This is a genomic window from Paenibacillus sp. cl141a, assembly GCF_900109305.1.
Lineage (GTDB): Bacteria > Bacillota > Bacilli > Paenibacillales > Paenibacillaceae > Paenibacillus_AQ > Paenibacillus_AQ lautus_A.
Genome location: NZ_FNZO01000007.1, coordinates 218,114 through 241,046, shown reverse-complemented (window position 1 = coordinate 241,046; position 22,933 = coordinate 218,114). Strand labels below are relative to the sequence as shown.

At 48.6% G+C, this 22,933-nt stretch carries 25 protein-coding genes; 21 read left to right on the top strand and 4 right to left on the bottom strand.

Annotation, left to right across the window (positions count from 1 at the left end):
* Window positions 1–62 precede the first annotated feature (62 nt).
* From BMX45_RS20165 to yedF, 3 genes are all read left to right on the top strand, one after another.
* Window positions 63–563 (top strand): DinB family protein, encoded by a 501-nt coding sequence (locus BMX45_RS20165; RefSeq protein WP_090911230.1) that lies wholly within the window; start codon window positions 63–65, stop codon window positions 561–563.
* 173 nt (window positions 564–736) lie between these two features.
* The gene (gene yedE / locus BMX45_RS20160) at window positions 737–1,945 is read left to right on the top strand and encodes a selenium metabolism membrane protein YedE/FdhT (RefSeq protein WP_090911229.1); all 1,209 of its coding nucleotides are present in this window, start codon (window positions 737–739) and stop codon (window positions 1,943–1,945) included.
* Complete coding sequence (yedF, locus tag BMX45_RS20155) at window positions 1,935–2,162, top strand: sulfurtransferase-like selenium metabolism protein YedF (RefSeq protein WP_015735163.1); 228 nt, start codon at window positions 1,935–1,937, stop codon at window positions 2,160–2,162. Before yedE ends, yedF begins: the two co-directional genes overlap by 11 nt.
* 178 nt (window positions 2,163–2,340) lie before the next feature.
* Here yedF and BMX45_RS20150 read toward each other — a convergent pair whose 3' ends face one another.
* Window positions 2,341–3,276, bottom strand: coding sequence for a tyrosine-type recombinase/integrase (locus BMX45_RS20150; RefSeq protein WP_090911228.1), 936 nt, complete (start codon window positions 3,274–3,276; stop codon window positions 2,341–2,343).
* 242 nt (window positions 3,277–3,518) lie between these two features.
* Window positions 3,519–4,643, bottom strand: coding sequence for a DUF4261 domain-containing protein (locus BMX45_RS20145; protein WP_090911227.1), 1,125 nt, complete (start codon window positions 4,641–4,643; stop codon window positions 3,519–3,521).
* Window positions 4,644–4,781: 138 nt separating this feature from the next.
* Here BMX45_RS20145 and BMX45_RS20140 point away from each other — a divergent pair, with 138 nt between their 5' ends.
* The 14 genes from BMX45_RS20140 (at window position 4,782) to BMX45_RS20075 (ending at window position 14,809) form a co-directional block, all read left to right on the top strand.
* Entirely contained in the window at window positions 4,782–5,264 is a 483-nt protein-coding gene (locus BMX45_RS20140; RefSeq protein ID WP_090911226.1) for a GNAT family N-acetyltransferase, read from the top strand.
* A 50-nt stretch (window positions 5,265–5,314) separates the two neighbouring features.
* Complete coding sequence (locus BMX45_RS20135; protein WP_254778150.1) at window positions 5,315–5,740, top strand: VOC family protein; 426 nt, start codon at window positions 5,315–5,317, stop codon at window positions 5,738–5,740.
* A 10-nt stretch (window positions 5,741–5,750) separates the two neighbouring features.
* A complete protein-coding gene (locus tag BMX45_RS20130) occupies window positions 5,751–6,176 on the top strand; it encodes a GNAT family N-acetyltransferase (RefSeq protein ID WP_090911300.1) in 426 nt (141 codons plus the stop codon).
* Between the two features lie 62 nt (window positions 6,177–6,238).
* Window positions 6,239–6,835: an AAA family ATPase gene (locus BMX45_RS20125; RefSeq protein ID WP_090911224.1), complete on the top strand. Its 597-nt coding sequence runs from the start codon at window positions 6,239–6,241 to the stop codon at window positions 6,833–6,835.
* A 383-nt stretch (window positions 6,836–7,218) separates the two neighbouring features.
* Window positions 7,219–8,190, top strand: coding sequence for a metal ABC transporter solute-binding protein, Zn/Mn family (locus tag BMX45_RS20120; RefSeq protein WP_090911223.1), 972 nt, complete (start codon window positions 7,219–7,221; stop codon window positions 8,188–8,190).
* 1 nt (window position 8,191) lies between these two features.
* Window positions 8,192–8,920, top strand: coding sequence for a metal ABC transporter ATP-binding protein (locus tag BMX45_RS20115; RefSeq protein ID WP_090911222.1), 729 nt, complete (start codon window positions 8,192–8,194; stop codon window positions 8,918–8,920).
* Between the two features lie 3 nt (window positions 8,921–8,923).
* Complete coding sequence (locus tag BMX45_RS20110) at window positions 8,924–9,862, top strand: metal ABC transporter permease (RefSeq protein ID WP_090911221.1); 939 nt, start codon at window positions 8,924–8,926, stop codon at window positions 9,860–9,862.
* Window positions 9,859–10,761, top strand: coding sequence for a metal ABC transporter permease (locus tag BMX45_RS20105; RefSeq protein ID WP_090911220.1), 903 nt, complete (start codon window positions 9,859–9,861; stop codon window positions 10,759–10,761). The genes BMX45_RS20110 and BMX45_RS20105 overlap by 4 nt, the downstream gene beginning before the upstream one ends.
* A 131-nt stretch (window positions 10,762–10,892) precedes the next feature.
* Window positions 10,893–11,426: a GNAT family N-acetyltransferase gene (locus BMX45_RS20100; protein WP_090911219.1), complete on the top strand. Its 534-nt coding sequence runs from the start codon at window positions 10,893–10,895 to the stop codon at window positions 11,424–11,426.
* A 31-nt stretch (window positions 11,427–11,457) separates the two neighbouring features.
* Entirely contained in the window at window positions 11,458–11,967 is a 510-nt protein-coding gene (locus tag BMX45_RS20095; protein WP_090911218.1) for an NUDIX hydrolase, read from the top strand.
* Between the two features lie 21 nt (window positions 11,968–11,988).
* A complete protein-coding gene (locus BMX45_RS20090) occupies window positions 11,989–12,174 on the top strand; it encodes a hypothetical protein (protein ID WP_090911217.1) in 186 nt (61 codons plus the stop codon).
* Window positions 12,175–12,349: 175 nt separating this feature from the next.
* A complete protein-coding gene (locus BMX45_RS20085; RefSeq protein ID WP_090911216.1) occupies window positions 12,350–13,294 on the top strand; it encodes a glycosyltransferase in 945 nt (314 codons plus the stop codon).
* 31 nt (window positions 13,295–13,325) lie between these two features.
* The gene (locus BMX45_RS20080) at window positions 13,326–14,009 is read left to right on the top strand and encodes a galactosyltransferase-related protein (RefSeq protein ID WP_090911215.1); all 684 of its coding nucleotides are present in this window, start codon (window positions 13,326–13,328) and stop codon (window positions 14,007–14,009) included.
* Between the two features lie 35 nt (window positions 14,010–14,044).
* Entirely contained in the window at window positions 14,045–14,809 is a 765-nt protein-coding gene (locus BMX45_RS20075) for a glycosyltransferase (RefSeq protein ID WP_090911214.1), read from the top strand.
* An 83-nt stretch (window positions 14,810–14,892) separates the two neighbouring features.
* On the opposite strand, the gene BMX45_RS20070 is transcribed toward BMX45_RS20075, so the two are convergent.
* Window positions 14,893–17,493, bottom strand: coding sequence for a glycosyltransferase (locus BMX45_RS20070; protein WP_090911213.1), 2,601 nt, complete (start codon window positions 17,491–17,493; stop codon window positions 14,893–14,895).
* A 253-nt stretch (window positions 17,494–17,746) separates the two neighbouring features.
* Between BMX45_RS20070 and BMX45_RS20065 the strand changes: the two genes are divergently transcribed.
* The gene (locus tag BMX45_RS20065; protein ID WP_090911212.1) at window positions 17,747–18,145 is read left to right on the top strand and encodes a hypothetical protein; all 399 of its coding nucleotides are present in this window, start codon (window positions 17,747–17,749) and stop codon (window positions 18,143–18,145) included.
* Between the two features lie 24 nt (window positions 18,146–18,169).
* Window positions 18,170–18,370, top strand: a complete 201-nt coding sequence (locus BMX45_RS20060; protein WP_009590225.1) for a hypothetical protein — start codon at window positions 18,170–18,172, stop codon at window positions 18,368–18,370.
* A gap of 31 nt (window positions 18,371–18,401) precedes the next feature.
* On the opposite strand, the gene BMX45_RS20055 is transcribed toward BMX45_RS20060, so the two are convergent.
* Window positions 18,402–19,718 carry a glycosyltransferase family 2 protein gene (locus tag BMX45_RS20055; protein WP_254778149.1) on the bottom strand — a complete coding sequence of 439 codons (1,317 nt, stop codon included), beginning with the start codon at window positions 19,716–19,718 and terminating at the stop codon, window positions 18,402–18,404.
* Between the two features lie 194 nt (window positions 19,719–19,912).
* Between BMX45_RS20055 and BMX45_RS20050 the strand changes: the two genes are divergently transcribed.
* Both BMX45_RS20050 and BMX45_RS20045 read left to right on the top strand, forming a co-directional pair.
* Window positions 19,913–21,721, top strand: a complete 1,809-nt coding sequence (locus tag BMX45_RS20050) for a DUF3658 domain-containing protein (RefSeq protein ID WP_090911211.1) — start codon at window positions 19,913–19,915, stop codon at window positions 21,719–21,721.
* 133 nt (window positions 21,722–21,854) lie between these two features.
* Window positions 21,855–22,880 (top strand): acyl-CoA dehydrogenase family protein, encoded by a 1,026-nt coding sequence (locus tag BMX45_RS20045; RefSeq protein WP_368087171.1) that lies wholly within the window; start codon window positions 21,855–21,857, stop codon window positions 22,878–22,880.
* The last annotated feature ends 53 nt before the right edge of the window (window positions 22,881–22,933 follow it).

Genomic DNA, 22,933 nt, shown 5'->3' with positions numbered 1-22,933 from the left:
TGGAACGTGTAACCGATTTTACCAAGCAGAGAACGAGTTTCTCAAGGAGGGATGGGGTTATCATGTATAGAACCGTTGCCGATTTCATCACGGAATGGAAGAACGAAGCCGCTCTAACGCAAAGGATTTTAGACAGTTTGACGGATGAATCCTTACAGCAGCAAGTATATCCTGAAGGGAGGACGCTCGGAAGGATTGCATGGCACTTCGTAACGAATATTCCTGAATATTTGTCTGAATTTGGCTTTGTCATCGAGCAGATACCAAATTCAACGGAAGTGCCTGCAGCAAAGCAAATCGCGGAGACGTTTAAGCTTCTAAGTGCCGACGCAGCAAAAGCAGTTGAAGAACAATGGACGGATGTTACGTTAACGCAGGTTCAGAATGCTTTCGGTCGTCAGGAATCCAATGCTACCATCTTCATGGGATTGATCAAGCATATAGTCCACCATCGAGGACAGGTTACCGTTCTGATGCGACAAGCGGGATTGAATATCCCGGCGGTATATGGCCCTTCAAAGGAAGGGTGGATACAAATGGGAGTGGAACACCCGCCGCTGTAAACGTGTACGAGCATGTAAAACTCGCCATTTGCAAGCAAAAGAAGTCGCGAATTTCGCGGCTTTTTTTGTTTAATCTTTCTGTTCCGCAGGATGGATTTTATAGTAAAATGAAATTTGTGGGTTTATGATGGATCAGGATCGTTAATTTTGCGGCAGAGGAGTTATTGAGCAAGGTGAAAAATTTATATTTAACATGGTTCGGGAATTACTGGAGTCCCTATCTGGTTATGGTTATGGCCGGTATTCTCAGCGCCGTCTATTTCGGAATCACCCATACGGTTTGGGCCGTAACCGGTGAGTTCACCCGTCTGGGCGGGCATCTTCTGGAATTTGTGGGGATGGATGTTTCCGGCTGGGCGTACTTCGACCTCGTCCATATGAACGGCACGACCTGGACGCGGACCGACGGCTGGATTGTCTGGGGGATGTTCATCGGAGCCCTAATTACGATTCTGCTAAGCGGTAATTTCAAGATCCGCATGCCGAGACAGAAGCGGCGTTATGTACAGGGGTTTGCCGGAGGCATTATCGCGGGTTTCGGAGCCCGACTCGCCCTGGGCTGCAACCTCGCGGCCTTTTTTACCGGTGTGCCCCAGTTCTCGCTCCATGCCTGGATCTTCATCGTGGCTACGGGGGCAGGCACTTTCCTTGGCGCCAAGCTGGTCAACACAAGATGGTGGAAAGGCAAGCCCGTGTTGAAAAAGGGCGGCAGCTTGCAAAGCGTTAAACAGGGCAAAAACAGGCAACCGATCTTAGGGGCAGTACTCGGTCTGGCTTACCTTGCGCTGATTGTCTGCTTCTATGCAACGGGCCGCACCATGCTGGGGACCGCCGCCCTGTTCGGCGCAGCGTTTGGCATTCTGATTGAACGAGGGCAGATCTGTTTCACTTCCGCTTTTCGTGATCTGTGGATCAGCGGCCGGGCCACGATGACCAAAGCGATTACTTTGGGCATGGCAGTCAGTTCCGTCGTTACGCTGGTCATTATACTTGTGTACGGATTAGAGCCGATTACGAAAATCACCGCTCCTAGCACCTTGATCGGCGGACTCCTGTTCGGTCTGGGCATCGTCATGGCGGGCGGCTGCGAAACCGGCATGATGTACCGTTTGATGGAAGGACAGGTTGTCTTCTTGCCTGTCTTTATCGGGAACATTGTAGGAGCTACCGCATTAGCATACGCCTGGGATCACATGGGGGTATACAATCTGCTTGTGAAGAGCGGCTCGCCTGTCAACCTGATCACCGCCATGGGTCCGGCGGCTGCATTAATGGTTACGCTGCTCGTACTCGGGGTCGGATTCGCTGTCGCCGCGTACTGGCAAAAAAACTACCGCTTCGGCGTAGGATTCAAGAAAGGGGATGCAACCCATGTCCGTTGATTTTACACTGGATCTCCGGGGTGAATCTTGTCCTTACCCGGTCATCTATACACTCGAAACGCTGCGTGATATGAAAAAAGGACAAACGCTTCAGGTCATTTCGGACTGTCCGTCCGCGTTTCGGAACGTGCCGGAGGAAGTCGTCAAACACGGTTACACCATGGCACAGGAACCGGTCAAAAACGGCCAGGAGTTCAGCCTGTTCATTCAGGCGTAACAGGATCATCATATTTGCAGGAAAGCCCCCTTGTATAAGGGGGCTTTTTCGCGTACATACGGGCATTGGGAATCCGAACTTCCTTTGGCAGCATGGTTGTTGCTGCCGTTTTCACTTGCAGAAGGAACATGAGCAGTGACTATGTTACAGGTTGAGTGCTTGCAAAACGTATCCTTTGTCACGGCTTAGGTGAGAAGAGAAGAGGGATCGCCGGGCGGATTTTGTTCATGGCGCGTTCTTTTGTCTCATCCAGCACATGGGTATAAATCTGGGTGGTAGATATATCCTCATGTCCGAGGAGCTCCTGCACAGCACGCAGATCAGCCCCATTGCGCAGCAGCTCGGTGGCAAAGGAGTGTCTTAACTTATGAGCGGATAGAGATTGCCCGGATAACTGCGGAAACTGCCCGGTCATCGCCTCAAACGTCTTCTCGGCTATCGTCTGCACCATGCGTTTACTGATTCTGCGCCGAAACTGCGATACGAAGAAGGCGTTATCCTTTGAGCTTCTGGGAGCCATCCGTTCTTCGAGGTACGTTTGCAGCAGATTGTTCAATTCGGCGGGGAGGGGGATGTATCTCCATTTATTACCCTTACCCAGCACCCCGATGCTGGAGTTCTCCAGATCAAAGTCCGATACATTCAGCTTCACGATTTCGCTAACCCGAAGACCCGCATAGGCCATAAGCGCGATGATGGTCACGTCTCGAATTTTATATCTTCCTTCAATCCCGCTCAGGCAAGCATCCAGAATCGGCTTTTGAAGATAGGTAGGCTGACGGTTCTTCTCCACCTTGGCTTTTTCGATATCCATGGCAGGATTGGTGCTCGCCAATTTGAAACGGATCATGACTTTATAGAAGAGACGGATGGCGGACTGGCAGCGATTTCGATATCGTGCGCCGGCACCGCTTTCCCGCACCTGCGTCAGATAATACATCACTTCAATATCCGTGACTACCGTGATGGGTTTCCCCTCAAGGCTGTTCAGGAAGTGCTTGATATCATGAAGGTAGGCCTGTTGTGTATCCTTGGCGTATTCGCGATCCTTCATATAGGAGAGAAACAGCTTTACTTCCCGTTCATAGTGCTCAAAAACTTCGGTATAGTTCATCGCTTCACACCCGTCCAATCGTTTAGAACAGAAATTGCATTAAATATAGATTTAATGCAATTTCAATTATAGCAAAATCGAGCAATTTGGCAAAATGATAGCGGCCGCCCAGCGTATGCCAGTTTCAAAATTCCATCATGGAATGGAAGCCGTCAAGAAAGGCGTAGTCGTGGGATATAAAAAGCACGCCAAGTCCTTTTCGATGACTTGGCGTGCTTTGTCGGAGAGTTGATTCGTTAAATTCAGTACTTGATTTTAAGAGTGTCATCAGGAAGATACACGCCCTCGGAGCGGGTAATCGGAAGTTTCTGTTCCGCGGAGAAGCCGATGGTTTCCCCGTCCCTTAGCGTGACGTCCTGCTCCACGATGTATAAAGCAATGTCCATCAGGAATTCACGGAGCTCGGCAGGGGTCACCTGGCTGTCCAGCACCTCGATCTCATCCTTGCCGAAGGCTCTGAGCCCATAGGTATATCCGTTGATTCCGGTTTCGGTGCCAACTAAACCAAAATATACGAGATTTAACAGGGGAAACAGATCTTCGGTCTTCATCGTTTCGGCCATCTCGATATAGAACTCGGGCTGAAATACGGTGCCGGACGAATAGAGCCCGACGGCATTCGGCAGCTTCAGGCAGCTGGCCGCGAGTTTGGCGAACACTTTGCCGCTATCCAGCGGAGACGCGGAGCGCTTAAGCACGGCCAGAATAAGCTGGGCAACATGGGTTCGGGTGACCTCGGCGGCCTCCGGCCACAGGTAATTCTCTTGAGCGTAATGCTCGGCCTCACCATCCGGCACTGGGGCATCGATGAAGCTGACTGCAATCATGCAGCCCTCCGTCTCAAAGACCAGCATTCCTTCCTTCTCCTCTTCGGCGCTGCCGGTTTCCGGGGAGTAGGAGATGCTCCAATCGCGCAGAAGATTGGCTTTGATCTGCTCCAGATCGCATTCGGGCGAGTTCAACAGAACGAAGCCGTTGAATATGCCGGAGGATGTTTGGTTGTCTGCTGCGTCATCCTCTGGATTCTCCGCCGATTCATACTGCGCCGCCTGCTGCATCCAATACTCCCGGATCATATTGACCATGGATATCGCTTCTTCCTCCGCGGTGTCAGGATGATAAGGCTGCATCTCACTGAATACATGACCGCAATGCTCGGTGTCCGAGGCATATTCATAACCGCCGCACACGCCAACCAGCCATTTTCCAAGCATGGTCTTCTTATATTTGAATATGTAGTATTGCATGCCATGGAGATTGAATTCTCCGGCTAATTCGATTTTGCTGGGCTGATGTCCAAGCTCTCGTTCATTAGCCAGCCATTCGATCATGGCTCGCTTGGCCGCTTGCTGTTGGACTGTCGTCATGGGTTTCTCTCCTTAACTATGTGTGATATATTAACTGTTATATTTTACAAGCTATTGAATGGCTCAGCAATAGATGGAAATTGCTAGTTTATGACCAGAAGATGGTTTGACCATTGAGATATCATGAGAGGTGAGATTGTGAGACTTGCAAGGATTTCATATGAACAGAAGAGCGTATTGCGCAGCCTCATGGAGTTATATCAATACGATATGAGTCCGTATGAGGATGACAGCGATAATGACGTTAACGAGCACGGTCTTTACGATTATAAGTATTTAGACCATTACTGGACCGAAGAGGGACGCCACCCTTACTTTGTCAAAGTATCCGGGAAGCTTGCCGGATTTGTATTGGTGAGGGAAATCGAAGCATCAGATCTTTCAGCACCCGGTTACTCCATGGCAGAATTTTTTATTCTAAAGAAATACCGCAAGCAAGCTATCGGCAAACAGGCGGCTTTCCAAGTATTCGAATGGTTCAGGGGGAAGTGGAGCATCGCTTGGCTGGAAAAAAATCTGCCGGCTCAAAACTTCTGGTCAACGATCATCTCGGAATATAAGGCGGGCGAATATTCGGAAACCACGTATGCAGGCCACCCTGCCATCGAATTTTATTCTTAGCATACAGCACTTACGAAAAGTTCTTGTTAAGCGAATCGGACGATTGTATTATGGAAAGAAAAGTAGCCGGAGATGATGATTTTATGAGCAAGATTCAATTCTCAGTTCAAGTTCGCTTGGTATCCGATCTTTCCCGATCCAAGAAATTTTATGAAGAGGTGCTCGGTTGTGAAGTGAACGATGTCTGGGCAGTCAGAGATGATTTTGCGCTCGGTTTCAAACTGATTCAGGCGGCAACGATGACGGACGTTAACCCGAATCCGGCAGGCAAGGACCAACAGACGCCATGGGATACATATGCTTATGTGGACACGCACCACGAATTAGATGAATTATATGAAGAATTGACCTCCAGCGGGGCAGAAGTGGTCCAAGAGCCTGTGCTCATGGAAGCAGACTGGGGCGTGTGGAAGGATTTTGCGATCAAGGATCCGGACAATTACGTGATTGCATTTGGCTCCGGTAAAAGGAACTGACGGTGTGACGATGGACTTCGATCTGAAGCGGATTTTGATAAGCAGCAACCCTTCCCTCCTGGATATGGACGCCATTGTACATTTTTTGCGTCAAAGCTATTGGGCTAACGAACGCTCCGATGAAAAAATTAAGAAATCGCTAGAGGGCTCAACATGTTTTGGCGCCTATATCGACAACCGGCAGATCGGATTTGCCAGGGTCGTGACCGACGACGCAACCGTGAATTGGTTATGCGATGTGTTTGTGGATGAGTCTTATCGTGGGCATGGCATAGGAAAAAAGTTAATCGAAACGATTACCACCAGCGATGACTACCGAAATTTATTCGGCATCTTGTCGACGCGGGATGCTCATGGTCTATACGAACAATATGGATTTGTCCGCGATCACGGAAAAACATTGACTCGATTGCCGGACTTTCTGAGAAAAGCATAATTTTACATAGAGACGACATTTGATACAAGCAAAACCCTGATAAGGAAGGGATTCTTTCATCTATGATTATTTGGGTGAACGGCGCATTCGGCTCGGGCAAAACCCAGGCTGCGCATGAGCTGCAGCGAAGAATACCGAACTCGTACGTGTACGATCCGGAGAATGCAGGTTATTTCATTCGCGATAATCTTCCGAAGGATGCCACACGCGATGATTTTCAGCATTATCCGATGTGGAGGGAGTTTAACTACTCCATGTTCAAGTATATGGACCAGGAATCCGATCAATTGATCATTGCTCCGATGACCATATCAAACGAGTCATATTTCGATGAAATCGTTGGGAACCTGAGACGGGATGGCGTGGTTGTCCGGCATTTCACGTTGTGTGCTTCCAAGGAAGTCCTGCTAAGACGATTGCGGAGCCGAGGGGAAGGTGCGAATTCGTGGGCAGCGCAGCAAATCGATCGGTGCATGAGCGGATTCTCGAATGAAGTGTTCCAGCGTCATATCGATACCGATCATCTATCGATTGATGAAGTGGTTGAAACGATCGGTGCTCTGGCCGATGTGAAGCTATTGCCTGATAACCGCAGCAATGCCAGGAAGAAACTCGACCGGTTTAAAACCAAATTTGCGCACATTCGGTTTTTTGGATAACCCAAGGGTTGTGATTGATCAAACAATAGGAAAAGAAGACGATTTCTCTTGACGAGAAGTCGTCTTTTTTGTGCATGGAACATGAATGAAGCCTTGACCTATTAAAATATTTAAATATAGCTAAATATTTTGCCTATGCGAAAAATATCTCCTGATTACTCGGATATTATGGGTTAAATCAAGCTTTTGAGGAAATGGATTGAGATACCGCATGTATGAATTTATAAAATAACATTGACAAAAACCTAAAGATGGATTATTTTTTGTACATAGGAATTAAAGTTGCATTAGAGCAAAACAATTGGATGACAGCAGGACGAGGTTGCTTAATTTCACATTAGAATGGTCATTCTCATTTATTATTTGGAGTGGAGGAGAAAAAGATGAAGAACAAGGGGACTAAAAGAAGCAGATTATTTATGGGGGCAGCCATTCTGAGTTTGTTGCTGGTGTTATCCGCATGTGCTAAGGGAGAAGTGAAACAGGACGGAGCGGCAAGCGAGCAGCAAGGCAAGAAAATACGCGTGGTGACCACCATTGGACAGATTGCGGAACCCATCTCCGTTATCGGAGGAGATCGGGTGGAGGTGCTGAGCTTGATGGGTCCTGGCGTCGATCCGCATTTATATAATGCCACACAAGGCGATATCAAGAAGTTGGATAGCGGGGATGTTATTTTCTATAGCGGTCTTCATCTGGAAGGCAATATGACGGAAATCTTCGAACAGATCGGAAAAAACAAACCCGTACTCGCGATTGCGGACGCCATTCCAAAGGATCAATTGCTTCAGGATGATGCGCAGGCAACCGATCCCCACGTTTGGTTTGATATCGATCTATGGAAGACCTCCTTGGACTCTGCGGTGGAAGAGTTAAAGTCACTGTCTCCGGCCGATGCCGACTATTTTGAAGAGAACAAGCAGAAGTATTTTGCGGAATTAGATGACCTGAAGGCGGAAGCCAAGGATAAGCTGGGGCAAATACCGGAAGAGCAGCGGGTCATGGTCACCGCTCATGATGCCTTTGGGTATTTCGGCCGCATGCATGGTCTGGAAGTCGTTGGACTTCAAGGCCTGAGCACTGAGGATGAAATCGGCCTCTCGGATATTAACGGCACGATCGACGTTCTGCTGGAGCACAAGGTGCCTGCCGTGTTCGTCGAGAGCAGCGTCAACCCGGCATCGATCAATGCTGTCATTGAGGGCGCCGCCAAGAAAGGGCTTGACATTAAGCTCGGTGGCGAGCTTTTCTCCGACGCCATGGGCGAGGAAGGAACGACGGAAGGCACTTATATCGGGATGTACCGTCACAATGTCGAAACAATCTATCACGCGTTATCAGGAAGTGGTGAATAAGATGTCTGTACTTGAAGTTCAAGATCTCCATGCATCGTATCGAAAAAACAAAGTGCTTCACAACGTGTCCTTCAGCGTGGAGCAGGGCTCGCTAACCAGCATCGTCGGCCCGAACGGCGCCGGCAAATCCACGCTGCTGAAAGTCATGCTGGAGCTTCATCCGAAGCTGTCGGGGAATGTTTCCTTCTTCGGATCCAGCTTGAGCAAAACGAAAACCCGCGTCGGCTATGTGCCGCAGCGGGGATCCGTGGACTGGGATTTCCCGACCGATGCGCTGGATGTCGTTATGATGGGTTTATACGGACAGGTGGGGTGGCTGAAACGACCGAACAAGAGCCATAAGGAAAAAGCAATGGCATCGCTCGACCAGATGGGCATGGCGGACTTCGCCGACCGGCAGATCAGTCAGCTCTCCGGGGGACAGCAGCAGCGCGTATTCCTCGCAAGAGCGCTTGTTCAGGATGCCGATCTCTATTTCATGGATGAGCCGTTAGCTGGTGTCGATGCCGCAACCGAGCGGGCGATTATGACTACCCTGAAGGATCTGAAAACGGCGGGCAAAACCGTGATGGTGGTCCATCACGATTTGCAGACGGTTGAAGATTATTTCGACCATGTGCTGCTGTTGAACCGTACGGTCATTGCGCACGGGAAGACGGAAGAAGTCTTCACGAAGGATCAAGTATACCGTGCATACGGCGGTTCGCTTCGCTGGATGAAGGAGGCGTAATACATGCTCAATTCATTATTATCGCCGAACACACAGTGGGTACTGTTAAGCACGTTAATCCTGGGCATGGCAGCCGGCATGATCGGCTGTCTTGCCTATTGGAAGCGGCAAAGCCTGATGAGCGATGCATTGTCTCACGCGGCGCTGCCGGGTGTCGTGATCGCATTTGCGTTGACGGGAAGCAAGAACCTGCTGGTCATGATTCTCGGGGCAGCCGCCAGCGCTTTGATCGGGGCCTGGATGATCCAGTGGATCCGGACCTCCAGCCGCATTAAGGAGGATACGGCCATGGGCATGATTCTATCCGTGTTTTTCGGATTGGGCATTATGCTGCTCACGATCGTGAACCGTACGGCCGGCGGGAATCAAAGCGGACTGGATAACTTTATTTTCGGTCAGGCTGCATCCATGGTTCGCAAGGATGTATTTACGATGTTAATCCTGGCTGTTCTGGTCATTCTCGTAGTCTCGATTGGCTTTAAGGAATGGAAGCTATTTCTGTTCGATCCTGATTTTGCCCGGGGGTTAGGGATGAACAGTCGCCTGATGAATACCCTCTATATGGGGGTGCTCGTACTTGTCATCGTCATCGGCATTCAGGCCGTGGGCGTCATTTTGATGGCGGCCATGCTGATCATTCCGGCCGTCAGCGCAAGATATTGGACTCAATCCTTCAAAATGATGGTCATTCTGTCGGCTATATTTGGAGGCGGCGCCGGGTTTGTCGGTACACTCGTGAGCACGATGGGAAAAGGATGGCCTACAGGGCCGTTCATCGTTGTAGCTTCCTCCGTGTTGTTCACGATCTCTCTGGTCTTTGGGGCAGAGAAGGGTCTGCTGATTCAGGCTCTGCAGCTCCGCTCCCAGAAAAAACAACATGTGGACGTGGGTAGTCAAGCCGTTATAAGTTCCCGGATATCGGAGAGGGGGAGCAATCAATGACCTATACCGCATGGATCTTACTCACAGCCTCGCTCGTCGGATTGTCCTGCGGCATCGTCGGCGTGTTCCTGATTCTGCGCAGAATGGCGATGATGGCCGATGCCATCAGCCACACCGTGCTGCTCGGTATCGTAACGGCGTTTATCGTTACCCGAGAACTCAGCGGTCCGCATATGTTGATCGGTGCGATCATAGCCGGCCTGCTGACGGCGGTACTTGTTCAATGGTTTTATTCCCGGGGCGTACAGCAGGACGCATCCATCGGCGTTGTTTTCACAACCTTGTTTGCCATCGGCGTCATCCTGATTGCGACACAGGTTGGCAACGCCCATCTGGATACAAAGCATGCGCTCATGGGCGAAATCACGTTTGTGCCATGGGATGTGATGTACGTTCCGCTTTTAGGCGAGGTACCGAAAGCGACCTTCATGCTGGCTGCCGTTCTCTTGGTCGTACTTATCGTGATCCTGGCATTCTATAAAGAATGGAAGATCACCTCCTTTGATCCGGCTCTGGCGGCCAGCATCGGCATTCCCGTCGTGCTTATGCATTATGTGTTCATGTCGCTCGTCTCCATCACAACGGTGGCATCCTTTGATGCCGTAGGGGCGATCATGGTGGTGGCTATGTTAATTACGCCTGCCGCAGCTTCTTATCTGTGGACCGATAAACTCTCCATCATGCTGGCATTAAGCGGGGCCTTTGGCGTCATATCGGCATTTATGGGCTATTATATCGCGGTATGGCTGGACACCTCCATTTCGGGATCCATGGCATTCGCAACCGGAATCGTATTTATCATCAGCTTTCTGTCCTCTCCGCGACATGGCGTGCTTTCCCGTTATATTCATAAGTTCAAAACGCATGACAGGGAGAAGAAACTGGAAGGAATTTCTTAATGTGAGATATTGAAAGAAGCTTGGGTGATAGGCTGCCCGGCTTCTTTTTTTATCTGCGACATACAGCGTGGTATAATTGGAAAAAATCACCTCCGCCTGTGCCGGAGGCTTCATGAAGGAGTGAGGTACCTATGCAGTTAGAGTCCCCTAGACTGACGATCCGCGATTTCCGGGATGAGGATTTTGCGAGTATTCATGCCTATGCTTCAGATCCAAGAGTGACCGAGTATACGATGTGGGGACCCAATACGGAAGAAGATACATGGAAGTATATAGGGGAAATCCGCCGAATGATAGAGCAGAGCCCCCGTGTCAGCTACGAGCTGGCGATCGTATTAAAGGATGGCGGCCAATTGATCGGAGGCGTGGAGCTTCATCGATCGGATACGAATGCCGAGCTTGGGTACTGTCTGAATCCTGCTTATTGGCGGCAGGGTTATGCTACCGAGGCCGCTAGGGTCATGTGCCGCTTCGGCTTCAAGGAACTGGGAGTCAACCGGATCTATGCCACCTGTCGGCCGGGAAACGTCGGGTCTGCTAGCGTCATGCGTCACATCGGTATGAAGCAGGAGGGACATCTACGGCAGCACTTATGGTTTAAGGGCCGTTATCATGATTCCTATTTATTCTCCATCCTGAAAGAAGAATTCGACGGGAGGAAATGACCAATCGTCTTGAAAAGGAGCATCTGCCCGTATGGTAAATAGCGAGTTATTGATCCGCCATAACGGAATATCGATTTGCGAGGAAACGTCAGGCAAAGTGTATTATACCAAGAAAAATTATGTGTCCGTTGTTATTCTGGCAAAGGATGGTGATCAGCTGCTGCTGATCCGTCAATACCGAACGCCCGTGGATGATTACGTTATTCAGCTGCCTGGCGGCGGCGTAGGCGAGGAAGAGGACCTGGAATCGGCGGCTCGACGTGAAATGCTGGAGGAAACAGGCTTCATCTGCGGTAAGCTTCACTACCTAGGCAAGCTGTACCCGGCGTCCTGGATGTGCAACGAGATCGCACATGTCTATTATACCGATGAGGTAATAAGCCAATCCGGCCAGCAGCTCGAGGGATACGAGCGCATTGACGTGGTACGTATGAGCGTCACGGACTGCTGGCGCGGGATAAAGGAGAATAAGCTGCAGGATTCCGAACTGATTTTTGCCATGATGCAGGGCTTGCTTAAGGAATTCATTCAGCCATCATAATACGGAGGTTTTTTTGACTATATGGATTTTGTAGAGATTTTCATGATTGTGATAAGTATCGTAGTTTCCATCATTGTCATTCGTTACGCCATCAATTCATCCAAAATCATCATTAGAATGGATGCCATGCTTCAAGAGATGAGAGCGTTGAGAAAAGAAATTCAAGAGATCGATGCCAATAAACATATTATCGATAAAAAAGTTTAGTTATCAGTCAAATTCATTGGAATTATACGGCTGCCTTTAGTGTAGGTTTCATTCTACGCCATGGGTAGCTTTTTATTGTTCATGGTGGACGTATTCATCATTTTGCATGTTCCTGCAAACTTGTCGGGGAGGAGTCGAATATACTCTATTACGAGCGGATAAGGAGGTCGACATTATGGGAAGGCACTTGCTGATCTATGACGTGCCCTGGTGGATCCTGGGTAAGAATGCGAAGGTTATTCAGCAATATCATCCATCGTTGGACCTCATGTCTATGAGCGAATTGGATCTCTATCTTGAGCACAAAAGCAGTGGAGAGTTGAATCACCAATATGATCACATATCCGCCATGTGTCTTGGCATTGCGGCTTATTGCGTTTTCAAGAATATCCGCATCGATTCAGCGGCAGCCGTCTCCTATTATTACTTCAGTAAACACTACGAAACCTATAGGGAATGGAAGGATGAACTCGTTCCCGATCCTGACTTTCTCAGGCTGGTCATTCCTAGAATCGGAAAGCTGGGCGCTATAAATCGGAGACTGGCCTCCATCTTGCAGGCCATAGCACCAAATGCATCTGTGGAGTATATCGGTCATTTCGTGGATGACAAATTGTTTCAGCCATTGCTTATAGCTCGAATAGACAATGCTCCATTCGTGATCGGCTGGGCCGGTGATCCCTCGAAAACCTCTAAAAACTACAATACTTTGTATATGCGGATTAAAGAGCATTTCAAGAGTGACAAAGGAATCGCTTTTATCGAAACTTCTGGTGCTCACACTTACGAAAGCATGCCGGGTTTTTATCATAAGTTGAACTTGTTGTTGAACACGGGAGCCAATGAAGGAAGCGGGGCTACTGTGCTGGAAGCGTATGCTTGCGGGGTCCCCGTTCTTTCCACGAATGTCGGTAATGCAAAAGATGCAGCTCACCCGGCTGCCCATGGACTGATACTGGATAGTGACTCTCCCGAAGATTTTATACACAAGATTAACCATTGGAGAAGTCGGACGGATGAACTTCGAGAAATCGGGTTAAGGTGCAGGAGTAATATAGAGTCAGGTTGGAGGATCGACCATGCGATGAGCCGATGGCTCCGCGTTTTGTTTCAAATTTAGTCAAGCTCTGCAGGTAAGGAGGAAGAAAAAGATGTTTGACCAAGTTTCCGTTCTGATTCCCTACCAGTCGGATCATGGCGGGCCGAGGGATGCTGCGTTCAGGTGGGCGCTGGATTTCTACTCACGGACGATGCCGGGCATAGAAGTATGTGTCGGTGAAGTCTCCGGTAATCCATTCAGCAGGTCGAAAGCCATTAACCGTGCAGCCCGCCAAGCAACCAGAGATGTATTCATGATTGCCGACTGTGATATTGTATATGATCCCAACCTCGTGCTGGAAACGATATCTTACGTGAATGACCGTCAATGGGTTATCCCGTTCAGTCGTATTTTACGGCTGCCGGAGGACATCTCGCAAAGGATCCTGTCTCAAACAGCGGATTGGCCGATCCCAACGATACTGGGAAATAGAGATGAGAACAGCGCTTATTATCTGGGAGGGTTGAATGCATTAAAACGAAATTCGTTTGATGCGGTGGGGGGATATGATGAACGGTTTATCGGTTGGGGCGGGGAGGATGAGGCCTTCGCATACGCAGTGGACACCCTTATCGGTACCCACGTTCGATTGGACGGAGAAATGGTGCACTTCTGGCACCCGTTTGTCGGACCTGAAGGCAATCCCCATTATGAAACCAACTATGCCTTATACAAACAATACACGGAGGCAAGGGGGGATGTTCAGTCTATGCGCAATCTGATCGGCAGAGGTTAAGCGTAAGGGCCAGAACAGGAAGGAGAGGATATTCCATGAAGCTGTCGGTCATTGTACCGGTTTTGAATGAAGAAACGTTCGTCCCCTTATATATCGAAAGCGTGAGCCGTTTTGCTCATGAAATCATTATTGTAGATGGAGGAAGCACAGATGGCACTTTGAAGCATATTGAACGCCTGCAGGATCGTTATCCAATGCGGTTGTTTCGTTTGCAGCAGAATGGAATGCCTTACACCGATGATTGGAATGAATCCCAAGTACGTAATTTCCTGATCGATCAAGCTCAAGGAGACTGGATTATGAATCTGGATGTCGATGAATTGATGGATGATCGTTTTCAACAAGCACTGCCGGAGCTTATGGCCAACGCTGACGTGGATATATATCAGTTCCCGTTCGTCAATTTTTGGGGAGATCCGTGGACCATTCGAGTGAATAGCCCAGGGGATGAGCGATGGTCCAATGATATAACGAGAATGTGGAGGGCGAATAAAGGGATTCGTTATCGTAATGAGAAGCATCATTGCACGCTTGAGGCGGCAGAAGGGCAGAGCATATGGAGTATTCCAAGAGGGCGAAGCGATGTGTTTATATACCATTATCATTATGCTATGGGACGTAAGATCAAATTTAATGACAACCGGAGAAAAGACGTTAATTTACTTGAAAACGAAGGCGTGCCAGATTGGAGTTTTAAGCATTCGGAATACGAGATAACCACAACTCCCTTTCAAGGTCGTCATCCAGAAGTCATTCGGCGTTACTTAAAGAAAATGGAAAAAGAGCCTCATTCAAATTAAACACCCTGACCATGCTTCTGAACGAACTTCAGAAGCATGGATGGGCTTTTATTCTCCAGTTATTTAGGGAGTTCCATTTTATACTATACGGTCGATATATCCCTTGTAAGAGACATGACATTACGTACGGTATGAGTCACAAGAGCATCCCTAAACACCTTGATATTGGGCAAGTTGGATTGAAGAGCTTTGAGCCGATGATCATGATAACAAAGCGAATCCGCTACAAAATGGTCGGAACGCAGGTAGGGGTAAACGTCGGTTGAACCGCAATATATTACATGATCAAATGTGACTTGAGAGAATAAATCGATCCGGTTTGTGAAATACAGTCTTGGCCCCACCTTGCGAGTTCCGATGATCGGGTTGCCGTGATATTCATGTGCATAGACGATGACATACAAGTTCTCATCCTCCGTCAATCCCATGACGATATTCTGCCAGCGTTTGGAATGGGTATTCCATTCTTTATCGCCCAGAACTAAAGCGAACTTCTTCCCTGTTACATGAATCCGGTTGGCAATTTCCTGCGGATGATCCGTCAAATGAAACAGGCTGTGAGGACCTTTCGGCAATCTCCAGCTTTTGTTCCATTTCTGCTCGTAGTATGCCTTGTTCTTTTCCCACAACGAATCGTATGCCTGCGGCTTCAGCTCTTTAATGGTGGCACTGCCGTAATGATATACAAAAGCATCCTCGACGATAGCCAGACGGTAACCTGCATTGCGGACCCGTTCACAGTAATCATCATCCTCGAACATGCCAATTCCGTAGGCCGGATCAAGGGAACCGACTTTATCCCATACACTACACTTCATGGCTACACAGAAAAATCCAAGCAAATCGGTATATCTGATTTTCTGACGGTACAGCTCATAGAAATCCTGTAACCAACGAACATCGGCACCGTATACCGCGTCGCCGATGAAATGATCCAGCGCTTGATCATTACCCACATAATTGGACATCGGGCCCGTCATTCCCATTTGCGGGTCTTCATGAAATGGCCGGAGCAATCGGGTAATCCAGCTGCCATCAGGCACAAGTGTATCGTTGTTAAGCAGGATCATATACTCTCCTGTCGATTCCAGGCATCCGAGTGTGTTCCCTGCGGAAAAACCAAGATTTTCCGGAGACGAAATAACTTTAACCAGCGGGTTGTTAAGAGCTTTAAGGCGGAAAGAAGTTTGATCCGTCGAGGCATTATCGACGATAACAACTTCCAGGTTTGGATAATGTCCCTTTTGCAGCAAACTGCGGAGACATTGCTCGGTGTAAGACCATTTATTGTGAACGACAATAATGACGCTAACCTTAGGAAACAGATATCGGGTGATGTGGTCGTTTAGAACTTGGTATCTTTGAACCCAGTTATTGTGACGGGCGAATTCTTGCCTTCGTTTGATCTGCTCGGCACCGGATTCCTGAAGTGCTTCATGAATCGCCTGTTCGAATTTATCCGGCGTATCTGCAATGGAGACCATATCGGAAGCAACGGCATCAACCTCTGGCAGGTCGGTAGATACGACTGGTTTTCCAGCCGCAAGATATTCGTACAGTTTGACAGGATTTGTAGCCTTGGTGAGCATATTCTTCATGAAAGGAATTAATGCAACTTGGAATCGATGTAAATAGATTGGCAGCTCGTGATAGGGCTTCTCGCCCAAAAGTACGACGTTGTCCAGCTTCTCGACGTCAGTGGTATCACAACCAAAGGTGTGTCCAATCAGAACGAATGTCCATTCGGGTCTGTTTCTGGCCACTGTTTCGATCAGGCGTATATCGAACCAATCGGATATCGCCCCGTAATAACCGATAATCGGCTGCTTTATGGACTTCAGCTCCGTCAACGATGGTTCAGGCGGATTAAAAAAATGAGAGATATCAGCGGCATTGCGGATAAGGACCGTGGATGGATTATGTTCAATAGCCCAATCGTACAAATGCTGTGAGGACGTTACGACAAGCCCGGCCACCCGAAGCAGGCGTTCCTCATGATGGAGCATGGCAGGATCATTGGTCGTGAAACCCGCATGATGATCCATGCAATCATACACGATATGATGTTGCTCCATGGCCGTGACAAGAGGAGTCCAGAACGGTAAATCGACAATCGATACCACTTGGTATATCCCGAATTTGTCTCGTACGTGCTCTATAGACCATTTTAGGTACTGGATATCCCAGCTGCTCATCTCATCTTTATATAGATTTAGAGGTTTATGCGCGCACAAAGTAACGAGCCATACGTTTCGATCGATGTTCTTAATCGAGACAAAACGTCCTACCTCTTCTTTGGAAGCCTCTTCCTTGCGCAAACCGATGATCTCCGTTGTTACATAGAAAACACGATGTCCCTGTTGAGCGAACTGTTCGGATAATTGCTGCGGCCGCTGCCATCTGAATTGCCAATCAATGACGGGAAAACGAATAATGTCGTATAACGGCGCTATCCCGGTTGCAAAAATCTCCGTTACCTGGGGCGCAGCAGGGACAGGGGCAGCCTCGTATTCAAAAGTGGTAACGGATTGTTGATGAGTTGTATGTGATAGGAAAATCGGAGGTACCGGCTGAACGGACCGTTTCTTTTTGTATAATTTATAGTTTGATTTTCGAAGCTTAATCTGACGGGGACTCGTGCGATTCGTAGAAGATCTGCGCCGGTTGTTCGTGATTTTATTCAAGAGTAGCCTCCTCTCTCGTGTGTGATTGTCTCTTTAACAAAGTATGTATCACCCCATGCATCTGTATGGGTAGAACACCATCCGGCATGGGTTTTATCAAAATGGGTAACGTATGATTTCCGCATTGAAATATCTTGCAACAATTTATCGGATCTATAGTTGTAGGCCCTTTTCTTATCTTTGGCTGTTCAGGTTTCCATTGGATGGATTTATACATATTGTACCAGTGACTATATGGAGGGAGGCAGCTAGCATGAGGAGATATTGGAACCGAAGCCATCAAAAAGATTGCAATTTCATTGTTGGCAAGAGAAAACATAAGCGTGCTAAAAAGCCGATAACGGTCCTGAGCAAGCTAAATCGGTTGCGTCGGAGATTGATTCATAGCATATCTCAAATCAAAATACAGCTCAGACGACTTACCATACGGGTAAACGCTCTTCAGAAGCAAGTGGAGAATTATGGATATGCGGATTGGAATAATGTCATTGCTTATTTAAGTTCGCGCCTGAATACTCGAATAACCATCGAAACCCCGGCTGGTTCGATTTTCGGTTCATTGGTGTCTATTGGAGACAATTATATTCAAATCTCGGAGCCTAACGGAAGTATTGCCATAATACCGTTAAGTAATATTTTATCTATTGAATAATGATGGACAGGGAGGGAAGAGTGGATGGATTTTTCGGAAATACTGGCAACTTTCCTTGGACGGACTGTAGAGGTTATCCAGGCCAATCAGTTCCTTCAGGGACAGTTATTATCGGCAGCAGGCGGGTTGATCACGGTTCAGGTTGTAAGCTCAAACTATTTGCCATCCTCAAGGCAGGTCACTATCATCAACGATAATATATCATTGGTTCGCATACTTCCTTAGTAATAACTTGAGAAAAGGAACTTTGCGATATCTATTTCAACATATCGCTCATCGAGTTCTTCCATTTCTCATAGTGATTAAGATGCCGATGCGTCATGCTTGAGCTCCTAATTCTTCTATGATATAGCGGTTGAGAAATGTAAACTGGATGGAAGCTTGAAACCTTGGATAACATCTCGATATCTTCGTATAGACGTCCTTCGAAAGGGACCGAGGTGTTCCATCCTCCTAGCTGCTTGATTACAGAGACATTGAACATTCTTGGGGCTATTGCCATAGCTTCTGCCAAGAGTCTCTCCGCGGACAAATGGGAAGGTCCCGTTCGGACCCCCTGGTACAGGAGCTGTTTATTCATACGCTCGATCCATTCAACATGATTCGCATACAATACACCAACATTCGGCTCCCTCTTTGCTTCTAGTAGAAGAACTTCCAGAATATCGGGTGACAGCCAATCATCGGCGTCCAGCTCAAGGAACCAGGCCCCCCTTGCCATTTGAAGCGCTTGGTTCAGGGCATGAGCCTTACCCAGATTTTGATGCAGTCTCACTTTATTTATACGCTTATCTACCGGTAATCCCGTCAGGATGTTTGGAGTATCATCACTTGAATGATCATCAACTATGATCAGCTCCCAATCCGAGATCGTCTGAGACAATACGGAACGAATAGCCCATGGCAAGTATTCGCCATCGTTAAATGTGCACAGCGCAATGGTAACTATAGGCGTGTTTTGTTTTTCATTGATAGTCTGAACGCGGGATGGAGCTTGAAGAAGCGGAGAGATTGCGTTCCATTCCTCTGCTTCCTTCATCCAGGGAGGGGCAGCACAATGATGGTATAAGATCCCGTCAGAATCTACTTCCGTCCATTCATAGTGGCTGGAGAGCTGGATCTGTTTATCAATCAACACATATTTCTGAAACGGCAGCTGATCATTACTGGTAAAACCCGGTGTCTGTCCATTCATCACGCTGTTCGTACGCCATAACAGGGGGCCGCGGGGGGGAGTGAAGGTTGGAACAGGTCTTTTCTGAAATACAGTTGGCTGGTCTGTTTTGGTTACGGAAGTCAGTATAAAGCCAGCGGAGCTGTCAGCGTAAGTTTGCAGCCATCGTTCGAATTCTTTCTTCGCCTTAGGCTGTACCGTATCTCCGGCATAGAGCGTCATGAACCATGGCGAATCCAGGTTATCGGACAGCGCTTCGTTCATGATAGCTGCAGACTCCTGTTCGTTTTGAATCACGATAGGACGGGCATTTAAAAAAACACGCAAAACCGAGGATACGGTGTTTTCGCTTAAATGAGGATATGATCCAGGTAGAATAAACACCAGCATGGCCGTCATGTTCCTTTCTGTATCCTAACCGAAGGTGACACTATACGGTTGTAATGGGGCATCAACACAGTTCTGTTTATCATATGCCCCCATTCGCATGGGGGATACAACTGCCGATAACTTACTCCATGTTGCGGCGTATAGGTAAATCGGGAATAATAGAGCTTATAGACCGGAACCCGGGATAGGAGAGGTAGAATCAAATGAAAACTCAGAGTCATATCATTCGGCAAGCCCAAGACTTTGCTCGCGCCGTACACGAAGGGGATGCAAGCGGCCACGACTGGTGGCACGTTCAGCGTGTCACCCGCATCGCCCGGATACTGGCTCATCTTGAAGGCGCCAACGTATACATATGTGAGTTATCGGCAGTCCTCCATGACGTAGCCGACGAGAAATTGAACGAATCAAAAGAAGCAGGTTACGAGCGGGTTCGCCATTGGTTGAAACAAGCCGGCGTAGAAGCATCTGATCAGGGGCATGTGCTGGAGATCGTCGGTACGATGTCATTCTCAGGCGGAACAGGGAGTGCTATGCAAACGCTGGAAGGCCAAATTGTCCAAGATGCGGATCGGCTTGATGCGATGGGGGTTATCGGAATCGCTCGTACTTTCGCATATTCCGGATGGAAAGGACAGAGTATGTACGATCCGTCTGTTCCACTCCGCGAGCATATGACCCTGGAGGAATATCGAAAGGGAAAGAGCACGGCCATTAACCATTTCTCTGAAAAGCTCTTGAAGCTGAAGGACCGGATGAATACAGAATCGGCCAAGCTGCTTGCAGATGGTAAGCATCAAAGTCTTGAGCTCTTCGTTGACGCGTTCGATAAAGAGTGGGCGATGGGGAATGAAGCCTACCTGCGGGAATCGCCGATTCATCGGGGGAACGTATCGCGAATCCATATTGCCTTTGATGAGTCGACGGCAGGATCGCTCAGGATCATGCTCCAGTCGAAACCCGGTGAAATCGTAGTGACATTAGGCGATCATCTTATGGCCGGACCGCTTCCGAACGATCATGATTTCGCCCGTTCGTTCTCCACCCGAAAGCAGTGGTTTGAGGAACGTTATAGCACCGCGCATGCGGAAGACAGGAAATTAACGATGGTGCAGGCAGCGTTCGCGTGGCTGACCTGGCCTCAGCAGATGAAAGAGATGCCATGCCTGATCTGGGCCGGCGATGCCGCGGCGGAACAGCTGGCCCTGCGAAGGTTGCTGACCTTAATGCCGGATCATTCTGAGGTAAGATTGGTGAATGCGACAAGCGTGCTTCATCAGCAAAATCCAAATCAGCGGTTCAAAGGAACATTTGAAATGAACGCGAACCAGCTTCAGCATGTTCTGGATGCAGCCGAGCCGGTTCCATTGTCGCCGCAAGCGCAGGCAGGTTATCGGGCAGACTGGGAGCGCCTGTTGAGCGAAGACGGGTTCCTTCGGGTGTTTCAAGGTGACATGCTGTGCACCGTTCCATTGTCTTACTACGATGAAGAAATTCTGAAAACCGTATACCGCCTTGATGCCAGGCATGGATTCTTCAAGAAATCCGCTCGGGTTATTGGCGAAGTCATCGGACAGGGGGAATTAACCGTTTCCGACTCTTTCATCGAGTATCGCATTCGTCATCTGATTCAGACAGGTGCTTTAACATACTCCGGTGAGCTGGATGCCATGCGGCACTACAGCGTTTCGCTTGCGGATGCATCGGGTCCAAAGGAGCAGTGGAGTCATGAACAACGCCTGGCTAAGGCTGCGAAGCTGAAGTCGCTGCTAAGTGAGATGATGGAAATGAATTATACGGAGACAGGCTTCATGGAGGAATTGCGGCAGCTAGATGCAGAAAGCCTAGGATTATCTGAATTGTCTGGCTCGGAAGCCTTAACGGGCAATATTCAAACTGAAATTAATCACCTGTTGAGCACTTATGAGGATCATAAAATACAACGAGTGTCTTTGATGCGCTCCTTGGAAAAGGCGTTAATCCAGATCGATGAAACGGCTCCTAAAGAATAGATTACTAAATGCATAGATTATGATTCCATAAAGAACAGACGATCTTTTTTAAAGAGAAATGATCACGGAAAGCGGTGGAGACATGTTTTTTAAGGAACAAGAGATTCAAACCATAAGAGAACAAACGCTTGGGATGGACAAACACGGACAAGTAACTCCCGACGTGCTGAACACCATATATGATCATCGTTTGTTTCACCTATTTGTTCCCGACGTGCTGGAAGGAAGGATGACCACTCTGCCGGATGCAACGCGCATCTTTCAAGAAAGTGCCCGCATCGACGGCAACCTGGGATGGCTGGTTACGATAGGAGCAGGCGGGGGATTCTTTGCCGCACTGATGAGTCCGGATATCAGCCGCCGGGTGTTTGCGCACCGTGAAGCGGTGATTGCGGGCAGCGGCATGCCGACAGGTACCGCCAGACAGGTGGACGGCGGTTATATCGTGACTGGCAGCTGGAAGTATTGCAGCGGGTCTACTTATGCCACGACCTTTACGGCCAACGCAGTTATTCAACAGGGTTCCACGCTACAAGATGCCTCTGGCGAACCGACTGCGGATCAAGGCGAACCCAAGATCCGGTCCTTTATTATGAATCCTGACCAGATCGAAATCCAGCAGGATTGGAACGCCTTTGGCCTTCGGGCAACAGGGAGCCACACCATATCCGCTGTAGAGGCATTCGTTCCGGATGAGATGACATTCTCGCTTACGGAAATGAAAGGGTACGAGAACGAGCCGATCTATCGTTATCCATTCCTTCCGTTTGCTCAAGTATCCTTTGCCAGTGTTGCAATCGGAATCGCGGAGCATTTCCTTGAAGCGGCGGAATCGCTTGCGGTTAAGCGGGGAAGTTCTTCCCATGTGATCGGCAAACTGAACGAGAATAAAGCGGCATTTCTGTTATCGGTTGCTAATTTTTATAAGAGAGTAGAAGCGTCGTGGGCAGAGCTGATCGCCAACGGTGCCTTATCGAATGTCACGGAAGCACAGGTTACGTCCCAAAGCATCGAAACAGCCCATGCCGCTTTATCCTGCGGCCAGCAACTGTTTCCGCTGTTCGGTTTATCCGCTGCGATGGAAGATTCCGAAATCAATCGCTGCTGGAGGGATCTTCAAACGGCATGTTCGCATGCGCTGCTGAGAAGCTATGAATAAATAAAAACCATGAGCAGCAAACCGAGCCGCTCATGGTTTTTGTTTATTATTGG

Coding starts and splice junctions, on each gene's coding strand:
- BMX45_RS20165 (WP_090911230.1), top strand. CDS start 63: ATGTATAGAACCGTTGCCGATTTCATCACGGAATGGAAGAACGAAGCC.
- yedF (WP_015735163.1), top strand. CDS start 1,935: ATGTCCGTTGATTTTACACTGGATCTCCGGGGTGAATCTTGTCCTTAC.
- BMX45_RS20150 (WP_090911228.1), bottom strand. CDS start 3,276: ATGAACTATACCGAAGTTTTTGAGCACTATGAACGGGAAGTAAAGCTG.
- BMX45_RS20145 (WP_090911227.1), bottom strand. CDS start 4,643: ATGACGACAGTCCAACAGCAAGCGGCCAAGCGAGCCATGATCGAATGG.
- BMX45_RS20135 (WP_254778150.1), top strand. CDS start 5,315: ATGGAAAGAAAAGTAGCCGGAGATGATGATTTTATGAGCAAGATTCAA.
- BMX45_RS20130 (WP_090911300.1), top strand. CDS start 5,751: ATGGACTTCGATCTGAAGCGGATTTTGATAAGCAGCAACCCTTCCCTC.
- BMX45_RS20125 (WP_090911224.1), top strand. CDS start 6,239: ATGATTATTTGGGTGAACGGCGCATTCGGCTCGGGCAAAACCCAGGCT.
- BMX45_RS20120 (WP_090911223.1), top strand. CDS start 7,219: ATGAAGAACAAGGGGACTAAAAGAAGCAGATTATTTATGGGGGCAGCC.
- BMX45_RS20115 (WP_090911222.1), top strand. CDS start 8,192: ATGTCTGTACTTGAAGTTCAAGATCTCCATGCATCGTATCGAAAAAAC.
- BMX45_RS20110 (WP_090911221.1), top strand. CDS start 8,924: ATGCTCAATTCATTATTATCGCCGAACACACAGTGGGTACTGTTAAGC.
- BMX45_RS20105 (WP_090911220.1), top strand. CDS start 9,859: ATGACCTATACCGCATGGATCTTACTCACAGCCTCGCTCGTCGGATTG.
- BMX45_RS20100 (WP_090911219.1), top strand. CDS start 10,893: ATGCAGTTAGAGTCCCCTAGACTGACGATCCGCGATTTCCGGGATGAG.
- BMX45_RS20095 (WP_090911218.1), top strand. CDS start 11,458: ATGGTAAATAGCGAGTTATTGATCCGCCATAACGGAATATCGATTTGC.
- BMX45_RS20090 (WP_090911217.1), top strand. CDS start 11,989: ATGGATTTTGTAGAGATTTTCATGATTGTGATAAGTATCGTAGTTTCC.
- BMX45_RS20085 (WP_090911216.1), top strand. CDS start 12,350: ATGGGAAGGCACTTGCTGATCTATGACGTGCCCTGGTGGATCCTGGGT.
- BMX45_RS20080 (WP_090911215.1), top strand. CDS start 13,326: ATGTTTGACCAAGTTTCCGTTCTGATTCCCTACCAGTCGGATCATGGC.
- BMX45_RS20075 (WP_090911214.1), top strand. CDS start 14,045: ATGAAGCTGTCGGTCATTGTACCGGTTTTGAATGAAGAAACGTTCGTC.
- BMX45_RS20065 (WP_090911212.1), top strand. CDS start 17,747: ATGAGGAGATATTGGAACCGAAGCCATCAAAAAGATTGCAATTTCATT.
- BMX45_RS20060 (WP_009590225.1), top strand. CDS start 18,170: ATGGATTTTTCGGAAATACTGGCAACTTTCCTTGGACGGACTGTAGAG.
- BMX45_RS20055 (WP_254778149.1), bottom strand. CDS start 19,718: ATGACGGCCATGCTGGTGTTTATTCTACCTGGATCATATCCTCATTTA.
- BMX45_RS20050 (WP_090911211.1), top strand. CDS start 19,913: ATGAAAACTCAGAGTCATATCATTCGGCAAGCCCAAGACTTTGCTCGC.
- BMX45_RS20045 (WP_368087171.1), top strand. CDS start 21,855: ATGGACAAACACGGACAAGTAACTCCCGACGTGCTGAACACCATATAT.